Source organism: Sulfitobacter sp. GN1-4 (assembly GCF_055693825.1).
In genome coordinates this window covers 253,634-273,980 of sequence record NZ_JBVFUQ010000003.1, presented here as the reverse complement: position 1 = coordinate 273,980, position 20,347 = coordinate 253,634, and the positions used below count along the sequence as shown (strand labels likewise).

The 20,347-nt window shown below is 60.6% G+C and carries 19 protein-coding genes and 2 pseudogenes; 8 read left to right on the top strand and 13 right to left on the bottom strand.

Annotated features, from left to right (window positions below; translation table 11 throughout):
• The first annotated feature begins 25 nt into the window (after nucleotides 1-25).
• A complete protein-coding gene (locus ACZ1HM_RS01940) occupies nucleotides 26-1,423 on the top strand; it encodes an aspartate aminotransferase family protein (protein WP_472740956.1) in 1,398 nt (465 codons plus the stop codon).
• Here the strand turns inward: ACZ1HM_RS01940 and ACZ1HM_RS01935 are convergent.
• The gene (locus tag ACZ1HM_RS01935) at nucleotides 1,418-2,689 is read right to left on the bottom strand and encodes a lytic murein transglycosylase (RefSeq protein WP_472740955.1); all 1,272 of its coding nucleotides are present in this window, start codon (nucleotides 2,687-2,689) and stop codon (nucleotides 1,418-1,420) included. The genes ACZ1HM_RS01940 and ACZ1HM_RS01935 overlap by 6 nt on opposite strands.
• A 65-nt stretch (nucleotides 2,690-2,754) precedes the next feature.
• Nucleotides 2,755-3,474 (bottom strand): helix-turn-helix transcriptional regulator, encoded by a 720-nt coding sequence (locus ACZ1HM_RS01930; RefSeq protein WP_472740954.1) that lies wholly within the window; start codon nucleotides 3,472-3,474, stop codon nucleotides 2,755-2,757.
• Nucleotides 3,475-3,555: 81 nt separating this feature from the next.
• Between ACZ1HM_RS01930 and ACZ1HM_RS01925 the strand changes: the two genes are divergently transcribed.
• On the top strand, nucleotides 3,556-4,284 hold the full coding sequence (locus ACZ1HM_RS01925; protein ID WP_472740952.1) for a glutathione S-transferase family protein: 729 nt from the start codon (nucleotides 3,556-3,558) through the stop codon (nucleotides 4,282-4,284).
• On the opposite strand, the gene rnr is transcribed toward ACZ1HM_RS01925, so the two are convergent.
• From rnr to dapE, 3 genes are read right to left on the bottom strand one after another with little or no spacing between them, the layout of a single operon-like run.
• Nucleotides 4,253-6,511 carry a ribonuclease R gene (rnr, locus tag ACZ1HM_RS01920; protein ID WP_472740950.1) on the bottom strand — a complete coding sequence of 753 codons (2,259 nt, stop codon included), beginning with the start codon at nucleotides 6,509-6,511 and terminating at the stop codon, nucleotides 4,253-4,255. The two genes, ACZ1HM_RS01925 and rnr, sit on opposite strands and share 32 nt — an antisense overlap.
• The gene (locus tag ACZ1HM_RS01915; protein ID WP_472744544.1) at nucleotides 6,508-7,119 is read right to left on the bottom strand and encodes a TIGR04282 family arsenosugar biosynthesis glycosyltransferase; all 612 of its coding nucleotides are present in this window, start codon (nucleotides 7,117-7,119) and stop codon (nucleotides 6,508-6,510) included. Before ACZ1HM_RS01915 ends, rnr begins: the two co-directional genes overlap by 4 nt.
• Before the next feature lie 3 nt (nucleotides 7,120-7,122).
• Nucleotides 7,123-8,268 (bottom strand): succinyl-diaminopimelate desuccinylase, encoded by a 1,146-nt coding sequence (gene dapE, locus ACZ1HM_RS01910; RefSeq protein WP_472744543.1) that lies wholly within the window; start codon nucleotides 8,266-8,268, stop codon nucleotides 7,123-7,125.
• Between the two features lie 280 nt (nucleotides 8,269-8,548).
• Between dapE and ACZ1HM_RS01905 the strand changes: the two genes are divergently transcribed.
• Genes ACZ1HM_RS01905 through ACZ1HM_RS01895 form a run of 3 tightly spaced genes read left to right on the top strand, consistent with a single transcriptional unit; the run spans nucleotide 8,549 to nucleotide 11,224 of the window.
• The gene (locus tag ACZ1HM_RS01905) at nucleotides 8,549-10,129 is read left to right on the top strand and encodes a Hint domain-containing protein (RefSeq protein ID WP_472740948.1); all 1,581 of its coding nucleotides are present in this window, start codon (nucleotides 8,549-8,551) and stop codon (nucleotides 10,127-10,129) included.
• Nucleotide 10,130: 1 nt separating this feature from the next.
• A complete protein-coding gene (locus ACZ1HM_RS01900) occupies nucleotides 10,131-10,274 on the top strand; it encodes a hypothetical protein (protein ID WP_472740946.1) in 144 nt (47 codons plus the stop codon).
• Nucleotides 10,275-10,294: 20 nt separating this feature from the next.
• Nucleotides 10,295-11,224, top strand: a complete 930-nt coding sequence (locus ACZ1HM_RS01895) for a Hint domain-containing protein (protein WP_472740944.1) — start codon at nucleotides 10,295-10,297, stop codon at nucleotides 11,222-11,224.
• A 123-nt stretch (nucleotides 11,225-11,347) separates the two neighbouring features.
• On the opposite strand, the gene ACZ1HM_RS01890 is transcribed toward ACZ1HM_RS01895, so the two are convergent.
• The 3 genes from ACZ1HM_RS01890 to ACZ1HM_RS01880 form a co-directional block, all read right to left on the bottom strand.
• On the bottom strand, nucleotides 11,348-11,701 hold the full coding sequence (locus tag ACZ1HM_RS01890; protein ID WP_472740942.1) for a hypothetical protein: 354 nt from the start codon (nucleotides 11,699-11,701) through the stop codon (nucleotides 11,348-11,350).
• Nucleotides 11,702-11,709: 8 nt separating this feature from the next.
• Nucleotides 11,710-12,537 carry a 2,3,4,5-tetrahydropyridine-2,6-dicarboxylate N-succinyltransferase gene (gene dapD / locus ACZ1HM_RS01885; RefSeq protein WP_472740940.1) on the bottom strand — a complete coding sequence of 276 codons (828 nt, stop codon included), beginning with the start codon at nucleotides 12,535-12,537 and terminating at the stop codon, nucleotides 11,710-11,712.
• Nucleotides 12,538-12,604: 67 nt separating this feature from the next.
• On the bottom strand, nucleotides 12,605-13,153 hold the full coding sequence (locus ACZ1HM_RS01880) for a thioredoxin family protein (protein WP_472740939.1): 549 nt from the start codon (nucleotides 13,151-13,153) through the stop codon (nucleotides 12,605-12,607).
• 119 nt (nucleotides 13,154-13,272) lie between these two features.
• On the opposite strand from ACZ1HM_RS01880, the gene ACZ1HM_RS01875 reads away from it, so the two are divergent.
• Entirely contained in the window at nucleotides 13,273-14,121 is an 849-nt protein-coding gene (locus ACZ1HM_RS01875) for an LOG family protein (RefSeq protein ID WP_472740937.1), read from the top strand.
• Here the strand turns inward: ACZ1HM_RS01875 and ACZ1HM_RS01870 are convergent.
• The 4 genes and pseudogenes from ACZ1HM_RS01870 to ACZ1HM_RS01855 all read right to left on the bottom strand — a co-directional run bounded on the left by ACZ1HM_RS01870 (nucleotide 14,118) and on the right by ACZ1HM_RS01855 (nucleotide 16,806).
• Complete coding sequence (locus ACZ1HM_RS01870) at nucleotides 14,118-14,330, bottom strand: hypothetical protein (RefSeq protein WP_472740935.1); 213 nt, start codon at nucleotides 14,328-14,330, stop codon at nucleotides 14,118-14,120. The two genes, ACZ1HM_RS01875 and ACZ1HM_RS01870, sit on opposite strands and share 4 nt — an antisense overlap.
• A 129-nt stretch (nucleotides 14,331-14,459) precedes the next feature.
• Nucleotides 14,460-14,930 carry a protein-tyrosine phosphatase family protein gene (locus tag ACZ1HM_RS01865; protein WP_472740933.1) on the bottom strand — a complete coding sequence of 157 codons (471 nt, stop codon included), beginning with the start codon at nucleotides 14,928-14,930 and terminating at the stop codon, nucleotides 14,460-14,462.
• Between the two features lie 2 nt (nucleotides 14,931-14,932).
• Nucleotides 14,933-16,112: pseudogene (rlmN, locus tag ACZ1HM_RS01860) on the bottom strand (dual-specificity RNA methyltransferase RlmN).
• A 165-nt stretch (nucleotides 16,113-16,277) separates the two neighbouring features.
• A pseudogene (locus ACZ1HM_RS01855) lies at nucleotides 16,278-16,806 on the bottom strand (invasion associated locus B family protein).
• 177 nt (nucleotides 16,807-16,983) lie between these two features.
• Between ACZ1HM_RS01855 and ACZ1HM_RS01850 the strand changes: the two are divergent.
• Nucleotides 16,984-17,964, top strand: coding sequence for an asparaginase (locus ACZ1HM_RS01850; RefSeq protein ID WP_472740931.1), 981 nt, complete (start codon nucleotides 16,984-16,986; stop codon nucleotides 17,962-17,964).
• A gap of 155 nt (nucleotides 17,965-18,119) precedes the next feature.
• On the opposite strand, the gene serB is transcribed toward ACZ1HM_RS01850, so the two are convergent.
• Complete coding sequence (serB, locus tag ACZ1HM_RS01845; protein ID WP_472740929.1) at nucleotides 18,120-19,007, bottom strand: phosphoserine phosphatase SerB; 888 nt, start codon at nucleotides 19,005-19,007, stop codon at nucleotides 18,120-18,122.
• 158 nt (nucleotides 19,008-19,165) lie between these two features.
• On the opposite strand from serB, the gene ACZ1HM_RS01840 reads away from it, so the two are divergent.
• Complete coding sequence (locus ACZ1HM_RS01840; protein WP_472740927.1) at nucleotides 19,166-20,329, top strand: phosphoserine transaminase; 1,164 nt, start codon at nucleotides 19,166-19,168, stop codon at nucleotides 20,327-20,329.
• Nucleotides 20,330-20,347 lie beyond the last annotated feature (18 nt).

Here is a 20,347-nt window from a genome sequence, read left to right as displayed (position 1 = left end):
CGCCGCCGAGAGAGAGGTTTGGCCCATGTCTTCTATCACCAATCACCTGCCCACCGCTGAATTGCAAGCGCTGGACGCTGCGCATCATATGCATCCCTTCACCACCGGGGATGATTTGGCGAAGAAAGGTGCCCGCGTCATCACGCGCGCCAAAGGCGTGTTTTTGACCGACAGTGACGGCAATGAGATCCTGGATGCAATGGCCGGCCTTTGGTGTGTGAACATCGGTTATGGTCGCCCTGAAATGGGCCAGGTCGCGGCGCGGCAAATGACTGAGCTGCCCTATTATAACACGTTTTTCCAAACCACCCATGTGCCGGGCATCGCGCTGGCGGCTGAACTGGCTGCAATGGCACCGGGCGATTTGAACCATGTGTTCTTTGCCGGGTCAGGGTCCGAGGCGAATGACACCAACCTGCGCATGGTCCGCACCTATTGGGCTGAGTTGGGCCAGCCGCAGAAATCCCATGTCATCAGCCGTGAGAATGCCTATCACGGCTCCTCCATGGGGTCCGGTTCACTGGGGGGGATGACCTATATCCATGAACAGGGCGGTCTGCCCATCCCCGGCATCCACCACATCGGCCAACCGGATTGGTGGGCCGAAGGCGGCGATCACACGCCCGAAGAATTCGGCCTTCTGCGCGCTCGTGAGCTGGAAGACAAGATCAACGAACTGGGGGCGGAAAACGTCGCCGCCTTTATTGGTGAGCCTGTGATGGGCGCGGGCGGCGTGGTTGTGCCCCCCAGCACCTACTGGCCCGAGATCCAGCGCATCTGCAAAGAATACGACATCCTGCTAATCGCGGACGAGGTGATTTGCGGCTTTGGACGGACCGGCAACTGGTTTGGCTCCGAAACGCTGGATATCACGCCCGACATCATGACCATCGCCAAGGGGCTTTCCTCAGGCTACGCGCCCATTGGGGGCTCCATCGTGTCTGACAAGGTGGCCAAGGTCATCAACGCTTGTGAATTCAGCCACGGCTACACCTATTCCGGCCACCCGGTCTGTGCGGCGGTTGCGATGGAAAACCTGCGGATCATGAAAGAAGAAAATCTGCTCACCCATGTGCGTGAGGTGGGCATGCCCGCCCTGTCCAAAGCGCTGGCGGAACTGTCCGAACATCCGCTTGTCGGCGGCATGAACCAATCAGGGATGATGGGTTCATTACCGTTGACCCCGCACCGGGAAAGCCGTGCTAAGTTCGCCAGCGAAAAAGGCACCGTGGGCATCATGTGCCGCGAACATTGCTTTGCCAACAATCTGGTGATGCGCCACGTGGGCGACCGTATGGTCATCTCTCCCCCGCTGATCATAACACCAGAAGAGATTGAGATCTTTACCGCGCGGGCCAAAACAGCCCTCGACGCGACCTATAAAGAGCTTAAGGAAAAGGACATGCTCAAGGCCGCGTCATAGCGCCCTGAGCCGTTCCAGCACAGCAAGCGAGGGGTAGCCATCTGGTTTTACCCCTTGCGACAGCTGAAATCGGCGCACTGCATTGATGGTCAGTGGTCCCATCTTGGCGTCGATCTTGACCGTATCAAACCCTGCCGCTGTCAGGCGTTCTTGCAGCTCCGTACGCTCATCCTTGCTCAGGGCGCGCAACCGTCGCGGCCATCCATGCGCAATTGGCCCGCTGCCGCTGATCCGGTCCGACAGGTGGCCCACACCGATGACGTAGGCGTCTGCGGTGTTGTATTTCTCAAGCACCGCAAAGTTGGAAAAGATCATGAAAGCCGCCCCCTCAGCCCCGCCCGGCAGCAGGATGGAGGCCAGACCATATGCATCGTCAAAACGCCCTGTCACCGGCGTGATCCCGATGGCGGCCCAATCACTTGCCCGTTTCAGCTTTTCGCGGTCGGCTAAAGTAAAATCAAACCCGTCAGGCAAACGCACCTCGACACCCCAAGGCCGCCCCTTGGTCCAGCCAAAGTGCTGCAGATAGGCCCCGGTTGAGGCCAGCGCGTCGCGCGGATCGTCCTCCCAGATGTTGCGCCGGCCATCTCCGTCGAAATCGACAGCATGACGTTGAAACGATGAGGGCATAAACTGGGTGTGCCCCATCGCACCCGCCCAACTGCCTTGCATTAGGGCTGGCGTGGTATCGCCGCTGTCCAAGATCCTGAGCGCATGGATCAGCTCACCTTCAAAGAACGCCGCCCGCCGCGCATCATAGGCCAGCGTGGCCAAGCCATTGATCACCGGTGCACTACCGCGAAAGGTGCCATAAGCGCTTTCCAGCCCCCAAATGGCGGTGATCACCTCTTTTTCGACGCCGTACCGCGCCTCAATCTGGGTCAGCGCGCCGTCCCATTTGGCCAAGGCCTTGCGCCCATTTTCGATCCGCAGATCGGACACTGCGGTATCAAGGTAATCCCAGATCGTCTTGGTGAACTCGGCCTGATTGCGGTCCCGTTCGATGATCTTGGGATCATAGCGCGCCCCGCGCATCGCACGGTCAAACGTGGCCGCCGTGATCCCCGCCGCCAAGGCCCGCGCGCGAAAGGCAGAGACCCAAGATTGAAAGCCCTGCTGTGACTGCGTTTGCGTTGTTGCGGCCACCTGCACCACCTGCGCTGTTCGCTCCGCGGGGCGCAGGGACGTGTCAGGGCCAGTGGCCTCAGCCATTGGGGCCAGCCCAAAACTCAGCGCGACAGCCCCTAAAAAACCAATCGGACGCATCAAAGCCTCCTGTCATTGTTACTGCTCACCAGCAGCCTAGCCCGGAACGCTTGATGTCAAAACCCTCAACTCTGGGTTTGGCCCCCTTCGGCGCGTACCCGCGCTTCGGCCTTGAGCTGTTCCACATAGTCACGCAACATCGGCACCCGGCGCGGGCGGAAGCTGCGCCCGGTGCGGGCCAGATCATCCATGCGGTCCAAGCGAAAAACCCGAAAATCTTCGCGCAGGTGACACCAGGCCATCAGCATGTTGGTGTCATGCATATAGATGATTCCAAGCGGATCCACCTCCCGCTCTGACGCAGCGCCTTTGCCGTCTGTATAGGCAAAGCGCACGGTTTCTTCCTCCCAGGTGGCTGCGCGCAAATCGGCCACGTCAATGCGCGGAAGCGTCGGAGGAAAGAACCGTCGGGCGTCCAGCACGGCATGTTGTAACCGGTGCGCCTGACGGGGTGGCACACGAGAGGTCAGCTTGGCCAGCGCTGATTCCGCCGCCTTGGCCAGAGCCGGATCCCCAATCACCGCCACATCACGCAGGCCCAGCACAAGCGCTTCCAGCTCGTCATCCTCAAACCCCAAAGGGGGCAAAGCGGCGTCTTCGATCAGGGTATAGCCGAACCCCGCCTCACCATCGATCACCGCGCCGAGGCCGCGCAGCGCCTCAATATCGCGGTAGACTGTGCGCAAGGATGTTCCCATTTCATCGGCCAATTGCACCGCGCGCACGGGTGCAGGCAAACGGCGCAGGGCAGTCATCATCTGAAACAGGCGGTGGGTTCGGGTCATGCTCAGATCCTAACCCATCCTGACAAAAACTGACAGCACAAGATGCTAGGCCAAGGGCAATCCCAACCTCAGGAGAGACCCATGATCACCCTGCTCACGTACAAAGAAATCTTTGGCCAGCCCGCCGCCAGCCCCTTTTGCGTCAAGGCCATCTGGCTGTTGAATATGTCCGGCCTGCCGTGGCAACGCCAAGACCTGGATGATCCCCGCAAGATGCCGCATCAGAAATTGCCTGTCCTGAAGGCCGGGGATCAGCTGATCCCTGACAGCGACAACATCCGCACCTATCTGGAACAGCAGGGGGCAGATTTTGACCCAGGGCTTTCAGACATGGAAAAGGCGACCGCGCGCGCGTTTATCCGCATGGCCGAAGAGCATATGTATTTCCACATCATCCTCGACCGTTGGGGAGACGAGGCCATTTGGCCGCGTGTTAGAGACACATATTTCGATATGATCCCCCGCCCGTTGCGCAAGCTGATCACTGCTTCCATGCGCAAATCCGTGTTGAAAGGGATGCACGCCCAAGGCCTGGGGCGGCTTTCGCCAACAGAACGATTGGCCCGGTTAGAGCCTGATCTGCATGCCATCAGCACCCGACTGTGGCACGGTCCTTTCCTGTTTGCGGACCGACCTACGGCTGCGGACGCCTCTGTGGCCGCCATGCTGGGGGCCATGCGGGCCACACCTGGCAAAACCCTGCTCAAGATGCGGATTGCTGAGGATGAAATCCTATGCCGTTACATCGACCGGGCAGAGGATGCGATGAACGCGCCTGCTAGCGCCGCGTCCGAGAGACTTTGCGCTTGATCTTGTCCTTCTTGCGCTTGGCCTTTGCCGATTTGCGGCGCGGGTTGCTGCGCCCTGCGGGCGAACGCCCGCCTTGCAGCACCTTCTGGTCCTCAAGCTCCAACAGCTCCAGCGCGATGCCACCGGTGACAGGCACCGCTTCGGCCAAACGCACCAGAACGCGCTGGCCGAGGCTGATCAACATGCCCGTATCCGACCCCATCAGCGTCTGGCTTTCCGCGTCATAATGGAAATATTCGCGCCCCAAGGACCGCATCGGCAGCAGGCCGTCTGCGCCTGTCTCATCCAGTTTCACAAAGACACCAAAGCGCGCGATACCACTGATGCGCCCCGCAAACTCATTGCCCACACGTTCGGACAAATACGACGCCAGATAGCGGTCCGTCGTATCCCGTTCGGCCATCATGGACCGGCGCTCAGTGTCTGAAATATGCGCGCCGGTTTGCTCCAGCGTCTCATAATCCTCTGGCTGCAGCCCGTCTTTGCCCCACTGATGCGCCGCAATCAGCGCGCGGTGCACGATCAGATCCGCATAGCGCCGGATGGGCGAGGTGAAATGCGCATAAGACTGCAGCGCCAGACCAAAGTGCCCGATGTGCTGCGGCCCGTAATAGGCCTGCGTCATCGCGCGCAGCGTGGACAGGTTGATCAGCTCTGCATCATCGCTGCCCGCGGCATCGTTCAACAGCTTGTTCAGATGTGCCGTCTGCAACACCTGCCCCTTGGCCAGGGTAAAGCCTGCGGCCTCCGCCGTCTCGCGCAGGCTGTCGAGCTTTTCTTGTGTCGGCTCTTCGTGAATGCGGAACAGCAGCGGGATCTTTTTGGACAAAAGCGTCTCTGCGGCGGCGACATTGGCCAGCACCATGAACTCTTCGATCAGCCGGTGCGCATCCAGCCGGTCTTTGAAGTTGATGGATTTGACGGTCCCGTCCTCGGTCAATTCCACCCGCCGTTCCGGCAGATCCAAATCCAGCGGTTGCCGGGCAGCACGTGCTTTTTTCAGCGCCGCATAGGCGGCATAGAGCGGCTTTAAAACAGGCTCTAACAAGGGGCCACAGCGGTCGTTTGGGGCACCGTCGACGGCCTGCTGTACCTCTTCATAGTGCAGTGACGCCGGCGAGCGCATTAGCCCGCGATGAAAGCTGTGCGCGATTTTGTTGCCTGTGGCGTCCAGCACCATGCGCACCGCCAGACAGGCCCGCGGCACGCCTTCGTGCAGGGAACACAGATCGCCCGACAGCCGGTCCGGCAACATCGGCACCACACGATCAGGGAAATAGGTGGAGTTGCCCCGCTTGCGCGCCTCACGGTCCAGGGCTGAGCCCGGCGTGACATAGGCCGCCACATCCGCAATCGCGACCCAAAGAACATGCCCGCCCGCGTTCTTGGGATCGTCGTCCGCATGGGCATAGCAGGCATCGTCATGATCGCGCGCATCAGACGGGTCGATGGTGATCAACGGCAGATCGCGCAGATCCTCACGCCCCGACAGGCCCAGCGGTTTGGCGGCGTCCGCCTCGACAATCACATCATCGGGGAAATCATCCGGGATACCGTGTTGGTGGATCGCGATCAGCGACACCGCTTTGGGCGCGGATGGATCGCCCAACCGCTCCACAATCCGCGCCTTGGGCAGGCCCATCCGGCCCTTTGGCCCGGCCTGTTCTGCCTCCACCAGCTCTCCGTCCTTAGCCCCAAAGACGGCGTCTTCGGCGACGCTCCACTCCTTGTCTGATCCTTTGTCGATTGGCAGGATGCGCCCGCCTTCACTGCGCTTGCGAAAGATGCCCAGCACCTTTTTCGGGTTCGTCCCAATCCGGCGTATAAGCCGCGCCTCGTAGTTGTGATCATCCTCTTTCACCGCGGTCAGGCGGGCCAGGATGCGGTCGCCTTCGCCCAGCGCCGGGTCAGAGGCACGGGGGATCACCAGAACACGTGGCTCAACCCCTTCGCCCTGCCATTCCATCGGCTTGGCAAACAGATCGCCCTGCGCGTCCGGCCCGGTTACCAACAACACAGACACCGGCGGCAGGCGGTCGGGGTCTTGATAGCTGCGCTTGCGCTTTTCCAGATGGCCTTCCGCCTCCAGCTCTTTTAACACGCGTTTCAGATCAATGCGCGCGGCACCTTTGATCCCAAAGGCCTTGGCGATGTCGCGCTTGGCCGTCAGGGTTGGGTTCTGTTCGATCCATTCAAGAATCTCGGCCTTGGCGGGGATTTTGCTCATACCTGCGGGGTATCACGCGACCCGGGGCGCGTCATGGGCAAATCGTGCACCGTATCCACATCGCGCAGGCAAGCGACCTCAGCAATCCGGTGCCCCGGAAGCGTGGCGCGGCTGTCTGCCAGGGCGTGTTGGGTTGACCAGCGGACGCCTTGAAAGAACCCGGTGGGTTGGCGGCGCGGGTGTTTCAGGCCGATAAGCCAATACCCCCCATCCGGGGCCGGGCCAAAGACCGCGTCATGCCCGCCCAGCGCGGCAAAGGCCTGGGCGATGTGATGCCGACGTATGCCTGGAATATCCCCGCCGATCAGACAGGCGGGGCCCCGTGGCACCTGCCCCAGCATCCGCGCCATGCGCGCGCCCAGATCACCGCGCCCCTGTGGCCACCGCGCCAGCTGTGCGGGCCAGATCCGGCTTTGCGTTACTTCGCGGTCGGGGGCAACCGCCAGCACGATCTGCCAACGCGGATCCGCCAGATGCCGCAACAATTGCCGCGTTTGATGCCGAAACCACCAGGCCGCCGCCGTCATGCCAATGTCCCGGCCCAAGCGGGTCTTCACCCGACCTGGCCGCGGTTCCTTGACCATCACGATGAGCGTGCGTTGAACCATCATTCAGGCGAAATAGTCTCGCAAAATGCGGCCATAGATCGCCTTGAGCTGTTCGATATGGGCCACCGTCACATGTTCGTCCACCTGGTGCATGGATTGGCCCACCAGACCAAATTCCACCACCGGGCAATGCGATTTGATAAACCGCGCATCTGATGTACCCCCCGTGGTGGACAGCTCGGGTTTCACGCCTGTCTCAGCCTCCACGGCTGTGGCAACCAGATCAGAAAGCGCCCCGGGTGGGGTGATAAAACTCTCGCCCGAGATCTTAACCTTCATCTCAATCTCAACGCCAAAAGCGTCTCTAACTAGGGCAATTTCGCTCTCCAACCATTCGGTCAGACCGGCACCAGAGTGTTGGTCGTTGAACCGAATGTTCACCGCCGCCGTGCATTGCGCCGGGATCACGTTGGTTGCGGGATTGCCTGTATCCACCGTGACCACCGCCAAGGTGGACGGATCAAAGTGATCCGTGCCCTGGTCCAACTCATGGCTGGCCAACCGGTCGATCAGGCGCATCATCGCAGGCAGCGGGTTCAGCGCGCGGTGCGGGTAAGCCGAATGCCCCTGCTTGCCCGTGACCGTAACCCAGGCCGTCATCGACCCGCGCCGCCCGATCTTGATCATCTCACCCATGGTGTTGGGGCAGGTCGGCTCTCCCACCAGGCAGACATCCATGCGCTCGCCGTGCTGCTCCATATGCTCCAACAGCGCGGTGGTGCCGTCCAGCGCATCGCCCTCTTCGTCGCCCGTAATGGCGATGATCACCGATCCGTCGGGGGGCGTGTCGCGCACAAAATCCACGGCCGCCGCGACAAAAGCCGCCACGCCCGATTTCATATCCGTGGTGCCCCGCCCATACATCACACCGTCTTTCACCTCGGCACCGAAGGGCGGCATCGACCAATCCGCTTCTTGGCCAATCGGCACCACATCCGTGTGCCCGTTGAACCCAAAGCTCTTTTGATTGCCCTTGCTGCCCCAGCGCGCAAAGAGGTTGCGAATGCCGCCCCGGTCGGCCCAGGCGCAGTCAAACCCCGCTTCGCTCAGCACGCTCTCCAAAATCTCCAGCGCCCCGTCATTCTGGGGCGTGACAGAGGCGCAGCGCACCAATTGTGCGGTCAGGTCTACAGGATCAATCGCGGCCATACCGGGTTCCTTTTGCATGGTGTCTGCTCTTGGCATGCATCTTTTGTGGCGAAAAGGGCGCGGTGCCAAGGGGATAGGCTTAAGTTATGCTTAACAGCACAGGCCTGCACTGATAACAATATGGCAATAATATGACCCAAGGCAGGTCAGCAGCAGTACACGGATCACATCAAAGGCCCCCAGACGGCCCGTGCTCCACCCGATCAGGCCCTCCAAAAGACGCGCAGACGTCAAAGGCCACCGCTGTTTTGCTGCCCGGTCACAGGTGTTGAGGCAGAAAATGGTAACAGCGTCCGAACTCCCGATCACCACGGTGCGCGAAGGCACTACCGCCACAGATTTGGCGCAGACCATCTTTGGCAATGGCGTCACCGTGACCGGTGCGACTTACAGCGGCGATATTGACAGCGCCGGGACCTATGCCAACGGCAACGCCACCTCTCCGGGCGTGGTGCCGGGCGACACAGGCATCATCCTGTCCACGGGCAACGCTGAAAGCTTTACCAACTCCTCTGGGCAGGCCAACCAGCGGGCCAATACCTCGACCAACACCACCGGCCAAAACAACAACGCGCTTTACAACAACACGGCCCTGGCGCGCACCTATGATGCGGCCACCCTGGATGTGGATTTCATCCCCAATGCCGACCGGCTGACGATGCAATTCGTCTTCTCATCCGAGGAATATCCCGAATACCAGAACTCCATCTATCAGGACTTTGTCGGGGTCTGGGTGAACGGCAGCCTTGTGCCCATGGATGTAGGCAACGGCGATGTGGACGTGGGCAACGTCAACACCCAGAACAACATCAACATGTACGTCGACAACCAGAACGACAGCTACAACACAGAGATGGACGGCTTTACCATCACCATGACGCTCACCATGAACGTCATCCCGGACGCGGTGAACTCCATCCGCATCGCCATCGCGGACGTCTCAGATTCCAGCTACGATTCCAACCTGCTGATCGCCGGCGACTCTCTGCAAACTGATCTTGTCGCCCTCTCAGACAACATCGACGTCTTTCCCGACGGGGACAAAGACATCGACGTGCTGGCCAATGACATCAACAACGGCCCCGGCACCCTGACCATTACCCAGATCAACGGGGTCGACGTGGTGGTGGGCAGCATCGTGACCTTGCCCACCGGTCAAACCGTTAGGCTGAATTCCGATGGCACCTTCACCGTCACCGGGGACGGCGATGTTGAGAACTTCAATTTCACCTATACGGTCGACAATGGCACCAGCACCGATGTGGGCTTTGTCAACGCAACCGGCGTGCCCTGCTTTGTCGCAGGCACCCTGATTGCCACACCCGATGGCGAACGTGCAGCCGAAACCCTGCTGCCCGGCGATCTGGTGCTGACCCAGGACGATGGCGCGCAACCGCTGCGCTGGATCGGCACCCGCCATGTGGCCGCTGAAGGCAATTTCGCGCCGATCCACATCCGCGCCAACACCTTTGGCACGCACCGCGATCTTCTGGTCTCCCCCCTGCACCGTGTCCTTATACGCGACAATCTGGCTGAGCTTCTTTTCGGCGAGGCAGAGGTGCTCGTGGCCGCGCGCGATCTGGTCAATGACCGCTCCGTGCGCCGCAAACCGGGAGGAGAGGTCACCTATGTCCACCTGATGTTCGACAAACACCAAGTGGTCTTTTCCGAAGGATTAGAGACGGAAAGCTACCTGCCCGGCCCCCAAACCGCCAAAAGCTTTGACAGCGATGTGGTGGATGAGATCTGCAGCCTTTTCCCAGAACTCGACCGCGACACCGGCCAAGGCTACTCTCCCGCTGCACGCCGCACCCTGAAACGCTATGAGGCGGACCTGTTGCGCGCCGCCAAGGTGGCCTAACGTGACCTGGCTGGCGCTTTGTGATCCCCAAGAACGCCGCCTGTCCTGGCGCGGTCTGGGCGCGGACAAACAAGACGCCCCCTCTTTGAAGACAATGCCGACACCCGCCTCAGACGCGGCAGCATTCTCTTTGAAACCCGCCTGACGGCGGACACCCGGCCACAAGTGCTCTTTGCCTACAAAGACACCTTTCCTCAGCTGCGCAGCCTCACCTTCCAGGCCATCCCCGGCGGCGGCATCGCCATGGTGCAGGTGCAGGGCGATCACATCTGCCATGCGGCGATCCAAGCCAAGGGCACCGCCCGCACAGATGTGGCCCGCATCACCTATTCCTGGGATGTCGATCACAACTGGGGCCGCCTGACGCTGGAACGCCCAGAAGAGACCGGGCTTGCAACCGCCTATGTTGAAAACCCCTGCGCCCTGTCGCTAGATGACATCCGCGGCCTGATGCTGGGCCGCAGCGATCAGACCTTTGCCACCGACATGGTCTTTGCCGCCCTATCCGATCAAATCGAAGCTGTGGGACCCACGCCCACCCTCTTGCCCGCCACACCACTGGCGACGCCATGGGGCTACAAGCTGGCGGGCGATTTGCGCCGGGGTGATACGGTGATGACCCGGGATGATGGCGTGGTGCCAGTGTTGCAAAAGGTCCGCAGGATGCTGCCCGCCCGCGGCAGCTATCAACCCATCCGCCTGCGCGCCCCCTACTTCGGCCTGCAACAGGACATCATCGTCGCCCCCGATCAACGCCTGATCATCGACGGGCCAGAAGTGGAATACCTCTTTGGACAAGAGGCCGTGCTGGTGCCCGCACGCCATCTGGTCAACGGCTTTGCCGCGCTCAAAGAACCTTGCGGGCCCACCCTCCAATACAGCCAGGTTCTGCTGCCCCGACATGAGACATTGATTGCTGCTGGCACCACTGTCGAAAGCCTCTATATCGGCCGCATCCGGCGCAACGCAGAACATCTGCAGGCCAGCGTACTGCACCACTTTGACCGCGCGCTGCTGCCCGAACACCCCAAGCCCGCCCACCACGTGCTGCGCTGGTACGATGCCATCCACCTGGCCCGCAGACGCGCCGGCTGACCCAAGCGCCGCCCCCTCAGGCCCGCTTCATCTTTCCAACTACACCTCCGGGGGTCGGCCTTTCAGGCCGACGGGGCAGAGCCCCCTATAAGAGACTCGCTTCAATCCACTGGCCACTGGGGCTCAAGGGTCTGCTGGATCATCCCCAAAAAACGGCGTCATCTGCGCCACGATCACAGCGTTCTCATCCAGCGCGCGCTGCATCAACGCCCGCTCTTCCGCGTCAATCTGGTGGCCTTCGGCCTCACGCTCGGCCAGGGTGCCATAGCCGGTCACATCCAGCGGGGCGGTGTCCGCTTGCTTTAAGATCGCCACCGTTTCGCGCACGGCTTCGGCCTCATCCACACCCGAGGCAAAGCACATCAGCGCCGCACCGGTTGCCCCCTTGGGCAGGCCATCGCCGTCTTTGCGCCCGATCTGCACCAGCAAAGTATAAACCTGCTGGCGCTTCTTTTTCTTGGGGTCTTTATCGGCCACCGCGCAGGTCAGTCGCGCAGCAGATCATTGATGGAGGTCTTGGACCGGGTCTTTTCATCCACCCGCTTCACGATCACCGCACAATAAAGGTTCACGTTGTTCTTGGACGGCATAGAACCCGCCACCACAACAGAACCTGCCGGCACTTCGCCGTACATGATCTCACCGGTTTCACGGTCCACGATCTTGGTGGATTGGCCGATGAACACACCCATCCCCAAAACAGATCCTTCGCGCACGATGCAGCCTTCAACCACCTCAGACCGCGCCCCGATAAAGCAATTGTCTTCGATGATTGTGGGGCCTGCTTGCATTGGCTCCAAAACACCGCCAATGCCCACACCGCCAGACAGATGCACGTTTTTGCCAATCTGCGCGCAGGACCCAACCGTGGCCCAGGTATCGACCATTGTGCCTTCATCGACATAGGCGCCGAGGTTCACAAATGAGGGCATCAACACCACGCCCGGCGCGATATAGGCGGATTTGCGCACCACGCAGTTGGGCACCGCGCGAAAGCCTGCGCCTTTCCACTCCGCATCGCCCCAGCCTTTGAACTTGCTGTCGACCTTGTCCCACCAGCCGCCGCCCTGTGGGCCGCCGTCTTGCTGTTCCATGTCTTTGATGCGGAACCCTAAAAGCACAGCTTTCTTTGCCCACTGGTTCACATGCCAGCTGCCATCCTCCTGACGTTCCGCCACACGCAGGCTGCCGCTGTCCAGCGCATGCAGTGTCTCTTCGATGGCGTCACGGGTTTCACCGGTGGTGGCTGGTGTGATCTGGTCGCGGGTGTCCCACGCAGCTTCGATGGCAGTCTCAAGTTGGGCGTTCGACATGGGGCAGCGCTCCTGATGAAATAAAGTTCGCAGCGCTATACCTTTGCTGCCCCTTCAGCGCAATCGCTCAGCGCCATTTGATGGAACAGCCCATTGAGGCCATTTGATCCTGCGGCCCTTGGCCTGTCGCTGCCACCTGGCGCATCGCGTTCAGCAATTCTGGCACCCGCTCGGCAGGATCATCTCGCATCCCAATGTTGTCGAGCCTGCCGTGATACTGCAGCCCGCCCTTGGCATCAAAACCAAAGATATCCGGCGTACAGACCGCACCATAAGCCCGCGCCACGCTTTGATCCTCATCCACCAAATAGGGCGCGGTCATCCCATGTACCTTGGCAAACTCTACCATCCGGTCCGGCGCATCCGCTGGATAGGCCGCATAATTGTTGGACATGACCGCCGCACAGCCGATCCCCATGGCCTCAAGCGTCTTCATATCCTCGGCAAGCCGATCAATGAGGGCAATCACATAAGGACAGTGGTTGCAGATAAAGGCAATCAACATGCCCTTTTCCCCCATCACACTGTCTTTGCTATGCCGCGCGCCCGCCGGTGTGGCCAAATCAAACGCCGGGGCGGCCCAGCCAAAATCGCAAACCTCAGAGTTCAAAAGCATACAGGTCTCCTTTGCGCGCTCTACCCTGACGGGAGGTGCCACACCGGTCAATCCCAAACGCGCTTGCAACCTCGCCGCATCCGCTCAAGACTGCGGGCTACGGACAACCGGAGATCCTCATGAAAGACGACCAGCGCCGCCATCCATTGCGCGATGCCCACACAGACCGCACCTCTGCCGAGGCCGTGCCAGACACCCCGCAAACACGCGCGCCCGCCTACCGGCTTGCCTTTAATGACAATGATTTCATGTGCCGTGACGAACTGCGTCCCGTGCGCCTGCAGCTTGAGCTGCTCAAGCCAGAGCTGATGCTGGACGCCGAGGGCATCGTCTCAACGATTGTCCTTTTTGGCGGAGCCCGCATCCCAGAGCCATCGCAGAAAGACAGCGCAAGGACAGAAACCTTGGCTGAGCTGTCGCGCTTTTACGATGAAACCCGCACCTTTGCCCGTCTAATGACGGAAAAATCGATGCAAAGTGGCGGCAAGGAAGATGTCATTGTCACCGGCGGTGGCCCCGGTGTGATGGAGGCAGGCAACCGCGGCGCAGTGGACGCCGGTGGGCGGTCCATCGGGCTCAACATCGTGCTCCCGTTCGAGCAAGCACCAAACGCCTATGTGACGCCAGAGCTGTGTTTTAACTTCCACTATTTCGCCATCCGCAAGATGCACTTCTTGATGCGCGCCAAGGCGATCTGTGTGTTTCCTGGGGGCTTTGGAACGCTGGATGAGCTGTTTGAATCGCTCACGCTCATTCAAACCGGACGGATGCAACCGGTGCCTTTCCTGCTGTTCGGAAAGGCGTTCTGGGAAAAGATCATCAACTGGGAGGCGCTCGCAGATGCGGGCACCATCTCGGAAGAGGATCTTGATCTCTTCCGTTTTGTTGAGACCGCAGAAGAGGCGATGGCCCTGATCGACGGCTGGAAAGACGTCCCAGCGCGATCTGCCGTGCCTGGCCGGTCTTAGGCGCTCAGCTGCGCGGGCAACACACCCACTTCAACCCGGTGCGGCAGGGTTTCCACCACCTCGCCATGCTCGGTCTCTTTGATGGCATAGCCATAGCCCGCCAAACGGTGCTTCCATTCGCGCGGTGACAAAGAGGTTTCGCGCTCGCGCTGAACCAACTCCAGGACCTTAGCAGTGATGAACGGGTCTTTGTTATACATGATGGACATCTTCATGCCTCCAGATTGTTCTGTTTCTGGAAACACCCTTGTCCGCGACCATGGCAGCAGTTGTGCCGAATTGCGGCACAAGCGGGGTCATTTCAAGAAGCGCCATCGCATTTCGGGGCGCGCTTTCCCCTACATACGTGCCGCAAAACCCATCACAAAGGCCCGTTGCGCATCTGTCTCCGGCACCGCGATGCCGCGTGCCTGGGTCACTGTGTCCAGTACCGCATCAACCGGTTGGCCCTGCGCGATCAGCACACAAGCTGCAACAAGGCCAGACCGCCCAATCCCCGCCCGACAATGCACCGCCACATGCCGCCCCTGCGCCAGCTTTGCGCAGATCTCTTGCACCAGGGCGGCGCAGTCATCGGCATCCGGGACGCCGAAATCAACGATGGGAAAGTTCAAAAAGCGCAGGCCCGCCTGATCACACAGCGTATCTTCCGCCGTCATGCCCAGCGCCGTCGCCTGATCTTGGGGCAACAGCGACACCACATCTGTCAAGCCCTGGCGGCGCAGCGCGTCAAAGCCACCCGCCTCAGGACAAGCCATTAACGACAGCCGCCCCGGCCCCGCAGCCGGCACCGGATAAAGCGCTGCCATGCTCAGCCCAGACCCGCTTCGGCCTCAATTTGCTTGCGCGATTTGCGCGCGCGCTCCGTGGCGGATTTCAGCTGCCCACAGGCCGCCATGATGTCCTCGCCCCGTGGCGTGCGGATCGGAGAGGCATAGCCCGCCTTATAGATAATATCCGCAAACCGCCGAATGCGGTTGTTGGACGAACGTTTGTAAGGCGCGCCGGGCCATTCATTAAACGGGATCAGATTGATCTTGGCCGGGATGCCCTCAATCAGCTGGATCAACCGATGCGCATCTTCGTCCGTATCGTTCACCCCGTCCAGCATCACATACTCAAAGGTGATCCGCTCAGAGTTGGACACCTTGGGATAGACCTTGAGCGCGGCCAACAGCTCTTCGATATTCCAGCGCTTGTTGATCGGCACCAGCTTATCACGCACCTCATCGGTGGTGGCATGGAACGACACCGCCAGCTGGCAGCCAATCTCTTCAGCCGTCCGCGCAATCTCAGGCACAACACCAGAGGTCGACAGCGTAATGCGGCTGCCGCGACAGCTGAATGCCCTCAGCATCCATGGCGATCTTCATCGCATCGCGCACATTCTCAAAATTATAAAGCGGCTCGCCCATGCCCATCAAAACGATGTTGGACAGCAGCCGCGTCTCATCCTTGGGCGCGCCAATCTCGGGCCATTCGCCCAAATCATCCCGCGCCACCATAACCTGGCCAATAATCTCTGCCGCCGTCAGGTTGCGCACCAACTTCTGCGTGCCGGTGTGACAGAACGAACAGGTCAGCGTACAACCCACCTGGCTTGAGACACAAAGCGTCCCGCGTCCCTCTTCGGGGATATAGACCACCTCAACCTCATGGCCCCCGGCAATCCGCACCAAATACTTGCGCGTCCCATCCTCTGACAGCTGCCGCGTAACAACCTCGGGCACTTCAATGACAAATTGCTCGGCCAATTGCGCGCGGTAGGCTTTGGCAAGGTTTGTCATCAACGCAAAATCGCGCACGCCCCACTGATAGATCCACTGCCAAATTTGACCCACCCGCATCTTGGCCTGTTTCTCTGGCGTGCCAGCCGCGATCAGAACCTCACGCATCTTGTCCCGCGTCAGCCCGACAAGGTTCACAGGCCCCTCAGGCAGTTTGCGCGGGATGGTATGTACATCTTGAGTGATCGGCGCTGTGGCGGACATGAGCGTTCTCTGGATAACTTGGTTGGGTGCCATATAGACACCCTAACCCCAAATGCCAAACACCCTCAGGGGCCCGCCGCTCTGGACGCATCCCCTGGCTTCATCTTTCCAATACAACTTAGTTCAACACCTGCCCCGCGCAGAGCCCTGCGCGGTAGAGCGCTCTTAACTGCCGCAGCGCTTGGCCGCATCCTCAACCGCTGCAGTGAATCCGAGCAGCGAAAAGGTGTCTTTCGTATTGGTCCCGCGCCCCGACACGCCCGACAACACCGCCTGCGCGCCGCGCTTCATCGCGGTAATGATCCGCGCATCATCATCCGTGGTCGCAGGCCAGTGCCCACTCCCCTTCGGTGAAAAGCTCAAAGCTGTTGCCCGAAATTTCCATCCGCACGGTGGAACCTGAGGCAAAAGGATATCCGCCGGTAAAGGCCACCTGGCCCTTGGCCCCGGCAGAGGGACGGTAGAACACCATCAACAGGGTCTGCCCCCGGTTCACGGCCACCACACGCCCATCGCGCGAATTGACGGTCTCCTTTGGCGTGGACACGCCCCAGCATTCCGTGGGGTTGTCCTCAACAAAGACACTCCAATCGGTTTTTGCCGCAACCCGGTTGGTGCTTTGATCCTGCGCCGCAACGCCGGTGCCCATCAAGGCCAGCCCCAACGCGCAGGCCACGATTTTCGTCATTCCCATCTGTCCAGCCTCCAAGCTGTCCTTAACCTCAATTTCGAAGTGACACTTTCGGCGGACCTTCGCGCCCGCTCTTGACACAAGTGTCTGTTATCTTGCCGACAAAAAGCATACTAACGCCAAACAGGCGACCTCGGAAACCCTGATTGGCAGGTTTTCGCGCAACTTTTGGGTGACATCATGGTGAATCCAGCCCCCTTTGCAGAGATTTGGCGCGGCCCCTTTTTAGAAAGCCAGCATTTCGGCCATGCGGTGATCTGTGATGACACCGGCCAAATCGTTGAGGCCTGGGGCAATCCAAACCTCACCGTCTTGCCCCGATCATCTGCCAAAATGATCCAGGGCTTGCCCCTTATCCAATCAGGCGCGGCGGACGCCTTTGGGCTCACGACCGCACAACTGGCGCTGGCCTGCGCCTCGCATCAGGGTGCTGCCATTCACACGGATGCGGTCTCGGCCTGGCTCACGGCTCTGGATCTGACCGATGACGCCCTGCGCTGCGGCCCGCAAGAACCCAGCGACCTACCCGCCCGCGATGGATTGATCTGCGCCCATGAAACACCCTGCCAGATGCACAACAACTGCTCGGGCAAACACACAGGGTTCCTGACGCTGACAAAACACCTTGGCGCAGGGCCCGAATACGTGGATCCCCAGCACCCCGTGCAACAGGCCTGCTTGGAGGCTTTTGAGCAGGTCACCGGTGAAACCTCACCCGGCTACGGCATTGACGGCTGCTCCGCCCCCAACTTTGCTTGCACGCTGCATGGCATGGCCCGAGCTATGGCGCATTTCGCCGCCGCACCTGAGGGCTCCGCTGAGACGCGATTGCACCAAGCCATGCGCCTGCACCCCGAATTGGTCGCTGGCGAAACCCGTGCCTGCACCGAGCTGATGCGCGCCATGGACGGCAAGGTCGCCCTCAAAACCGGCGCTGAAGGGTTCTTCATTGCCATTCTGCCCGAACAAAAACGCGGCATCGCCCTCAAAGCCGCCTGCGGCACCACCCGCGCCGCCGAATGCGCCATCGCCGCCCTGCTCGTCCGCCTCGGCGCCCTCGCAGCAGACCACCCGGCAACCCTAAAGCGCATGAATGCACCGATCAAAAACTGGCGCGGCATTGAAACAGGCACCCTCAAACCCGCGGCAGGCCTGCTTTAAGGCGCTCAAACGCAAAGGGTGCATCTGGCTCCACCTGACAAATTGAGTTTTACAGGAAAGATGAAGCGAGACGGGTGCGCATCATCTTTCTTCTATAACTTAAAAGCAACTGATGCCGCATAGAAGACGGCGGGCGGGGTGCGAGACCCCAGGGTTCACGTTTGAAAATCCCCGCGTGCATAGCCCTGCACAAACAAAAGCGCCGTCAGATCCCCGTGGTTCACCCGCACCTCGCACTGGGCTGCCACGCTTGGCTTGGCATGAAGCGCCACGCCAAGACCCGCGCGGCCCAGCATCCCCAGATCATTGGCACCGTCGCCCACAGCAATCACATCCGCCTCTGTAATGCCCTGTTGCGCGGTGATCTCTTCCAGCGCGTCTACTTTGGCCTGTTTGCCCAGGATCGGCAGACCCACCTCACCCGTCAGATGCCCTTCAGCCATCATGAGCGTGTTCGCGCGGTTTTCGTCAAAGCCCAGCTCAGCCGCTACTTTTGCCGTAAAGGCCGTGAACCCGCCTGAGACCAGCGCGGCATAGCCACCATGGGCCTTCATCGTTGCCAATAAAACCCGCCCGCCCGGCATGAAGGTGATCCGCTCTGCCAGCACTTTATCGATGATCGCCTCGGGCAAGCCTTTCAGCAGCCCCACGCGTTCGCGCAGCGCGCCGTCAAAATCGAGCTCTCCGTTCATGGCGCGGGCCGTGATCTCTTTCACGCGGGCACCAACGCCTGCCTCTTCGGCCAGTTCATCAATACATTCCTGCTGGATCATGGTGCTGTCCATGTCCGCCAGCAGCATCTTCTTGCGCCGCCCTTCGGTGGGCACCGGGATCAGGTCCACGCCCATGCTCTGACAGTTTTCCCAGACGTCCCAGAAGTTGTCAGGCAGGGCGGCCACAGAAAACTCCGCGGCCTCATCAGGGCTGAGCCAGATTGCATCGCCGCCGCCCCAGGCATTGCGCACCGCATCGACCAAAGCGGGGTCTAAGCCTTTGGTTTCCGGGGAGGTCAGCAAAACAACCGTGTAGGGGGGCAAATGCATGGGCAAAGTTTCCGATCCGCGTCAGGCACGTCGCAAAAAGACGATCAAGCGGCGGTCTAGTCGCATTTTCGCGATTGTGCCAGCCCGCCCATCCCCGTATCCCCGTCAGTGGGACACCCTTCCCCAACGAAGGGCGCATATCTGGAAGGATAGCATTCATGGCTACTCAACAACCGGCAACGCGGCCGGACACGAAACCTGTCGCCGTTCCGGCGAACCCGCGTTTTTCATCTGGCCCCTGCGCCAAACCCCCCGTTTATGATCTGCAGAACCTGGCTGACGCGCCTTTGGGCCGGTCGCACCGCGCGGCTGTTGGCAAAGCCAAGCTTGCTGAGGCGATTGAGACCACGCGCGAGATCCTCGGCGTGCCTGCAGATTACCGCATCGGCATTGTGCCCGCCTCTGACACCGGTGCCTTTGAGATGGCGATGTGGTCGATGCTGGGCGAACGCCCGGCTGAGATGGTCGCCTGGGAAAGCTTTGGCGCAGGCTGGGTCACCGATGTGGTCAAACAGCTGAAGATTGAGGCGACCACCCATACCGCGGATTACGGCGAGATCGTCGATATGGCCGCGCTCAACTATGACAATGACGTCTGCTTTACCTGGAACGGCACGACATCTGGCGTGCGCGTGGCCTCGGGCGATGTGATCCCAGCAGACCGTGCAGGCCTGACCTTGTGTGATGCGACATCTGCCGCTTTTGCGATGGACCTGCCGTGGGACAAGCTCGATGTGACAACCTTCTCTTGGCAGAAAGTGCTGGGGGGCGAAGCGGCCCACGGCATGTTGATCCTTTCTCCCCGTGCAGTGGCCCGGTTGGAATCTTATGTTCCGGCCTGGCCGCTGCCAAAAATCTTCCGCCTGACCAAGGGCGGCAAACTCAACGAAGGCATCTTCCGGGGCGAGACGATCAACACCCCCTCCATGCTTTGTGTTGAGGATTATCTGCAAGCGCTCAGCTGGGCCAAATCCGTGGGCGGCCTGCAAGGGCTGATCGCCCGAGCGGATGCCAATGCGCAGGCGATTGCGGATTTCGTGGACGCCCACGACTGGATTGACCACCTCGCGGTAGATCCGGCCACGCGGTCAAACACCTCTGTCTGTCTGAAGTTCACCGATGATCGGATCACCGATGGCGCGGCCTTTGCCAAGGCGGTGGCCAAACGGCTGGCAGATGAAAACGTCGCCCTGGACATCGGGGCCTACCGCGACGCGCCTCCGGGCTTGCGCATCTGGTGTGGTGGCACGGTTGAGACCGCTGACATCACCGCGATGCTGCCCTGGCTTGCCTGGGCGTTTGAAGCCGAAATCAACGCATAAAGACCGGTGCGCAGTAAA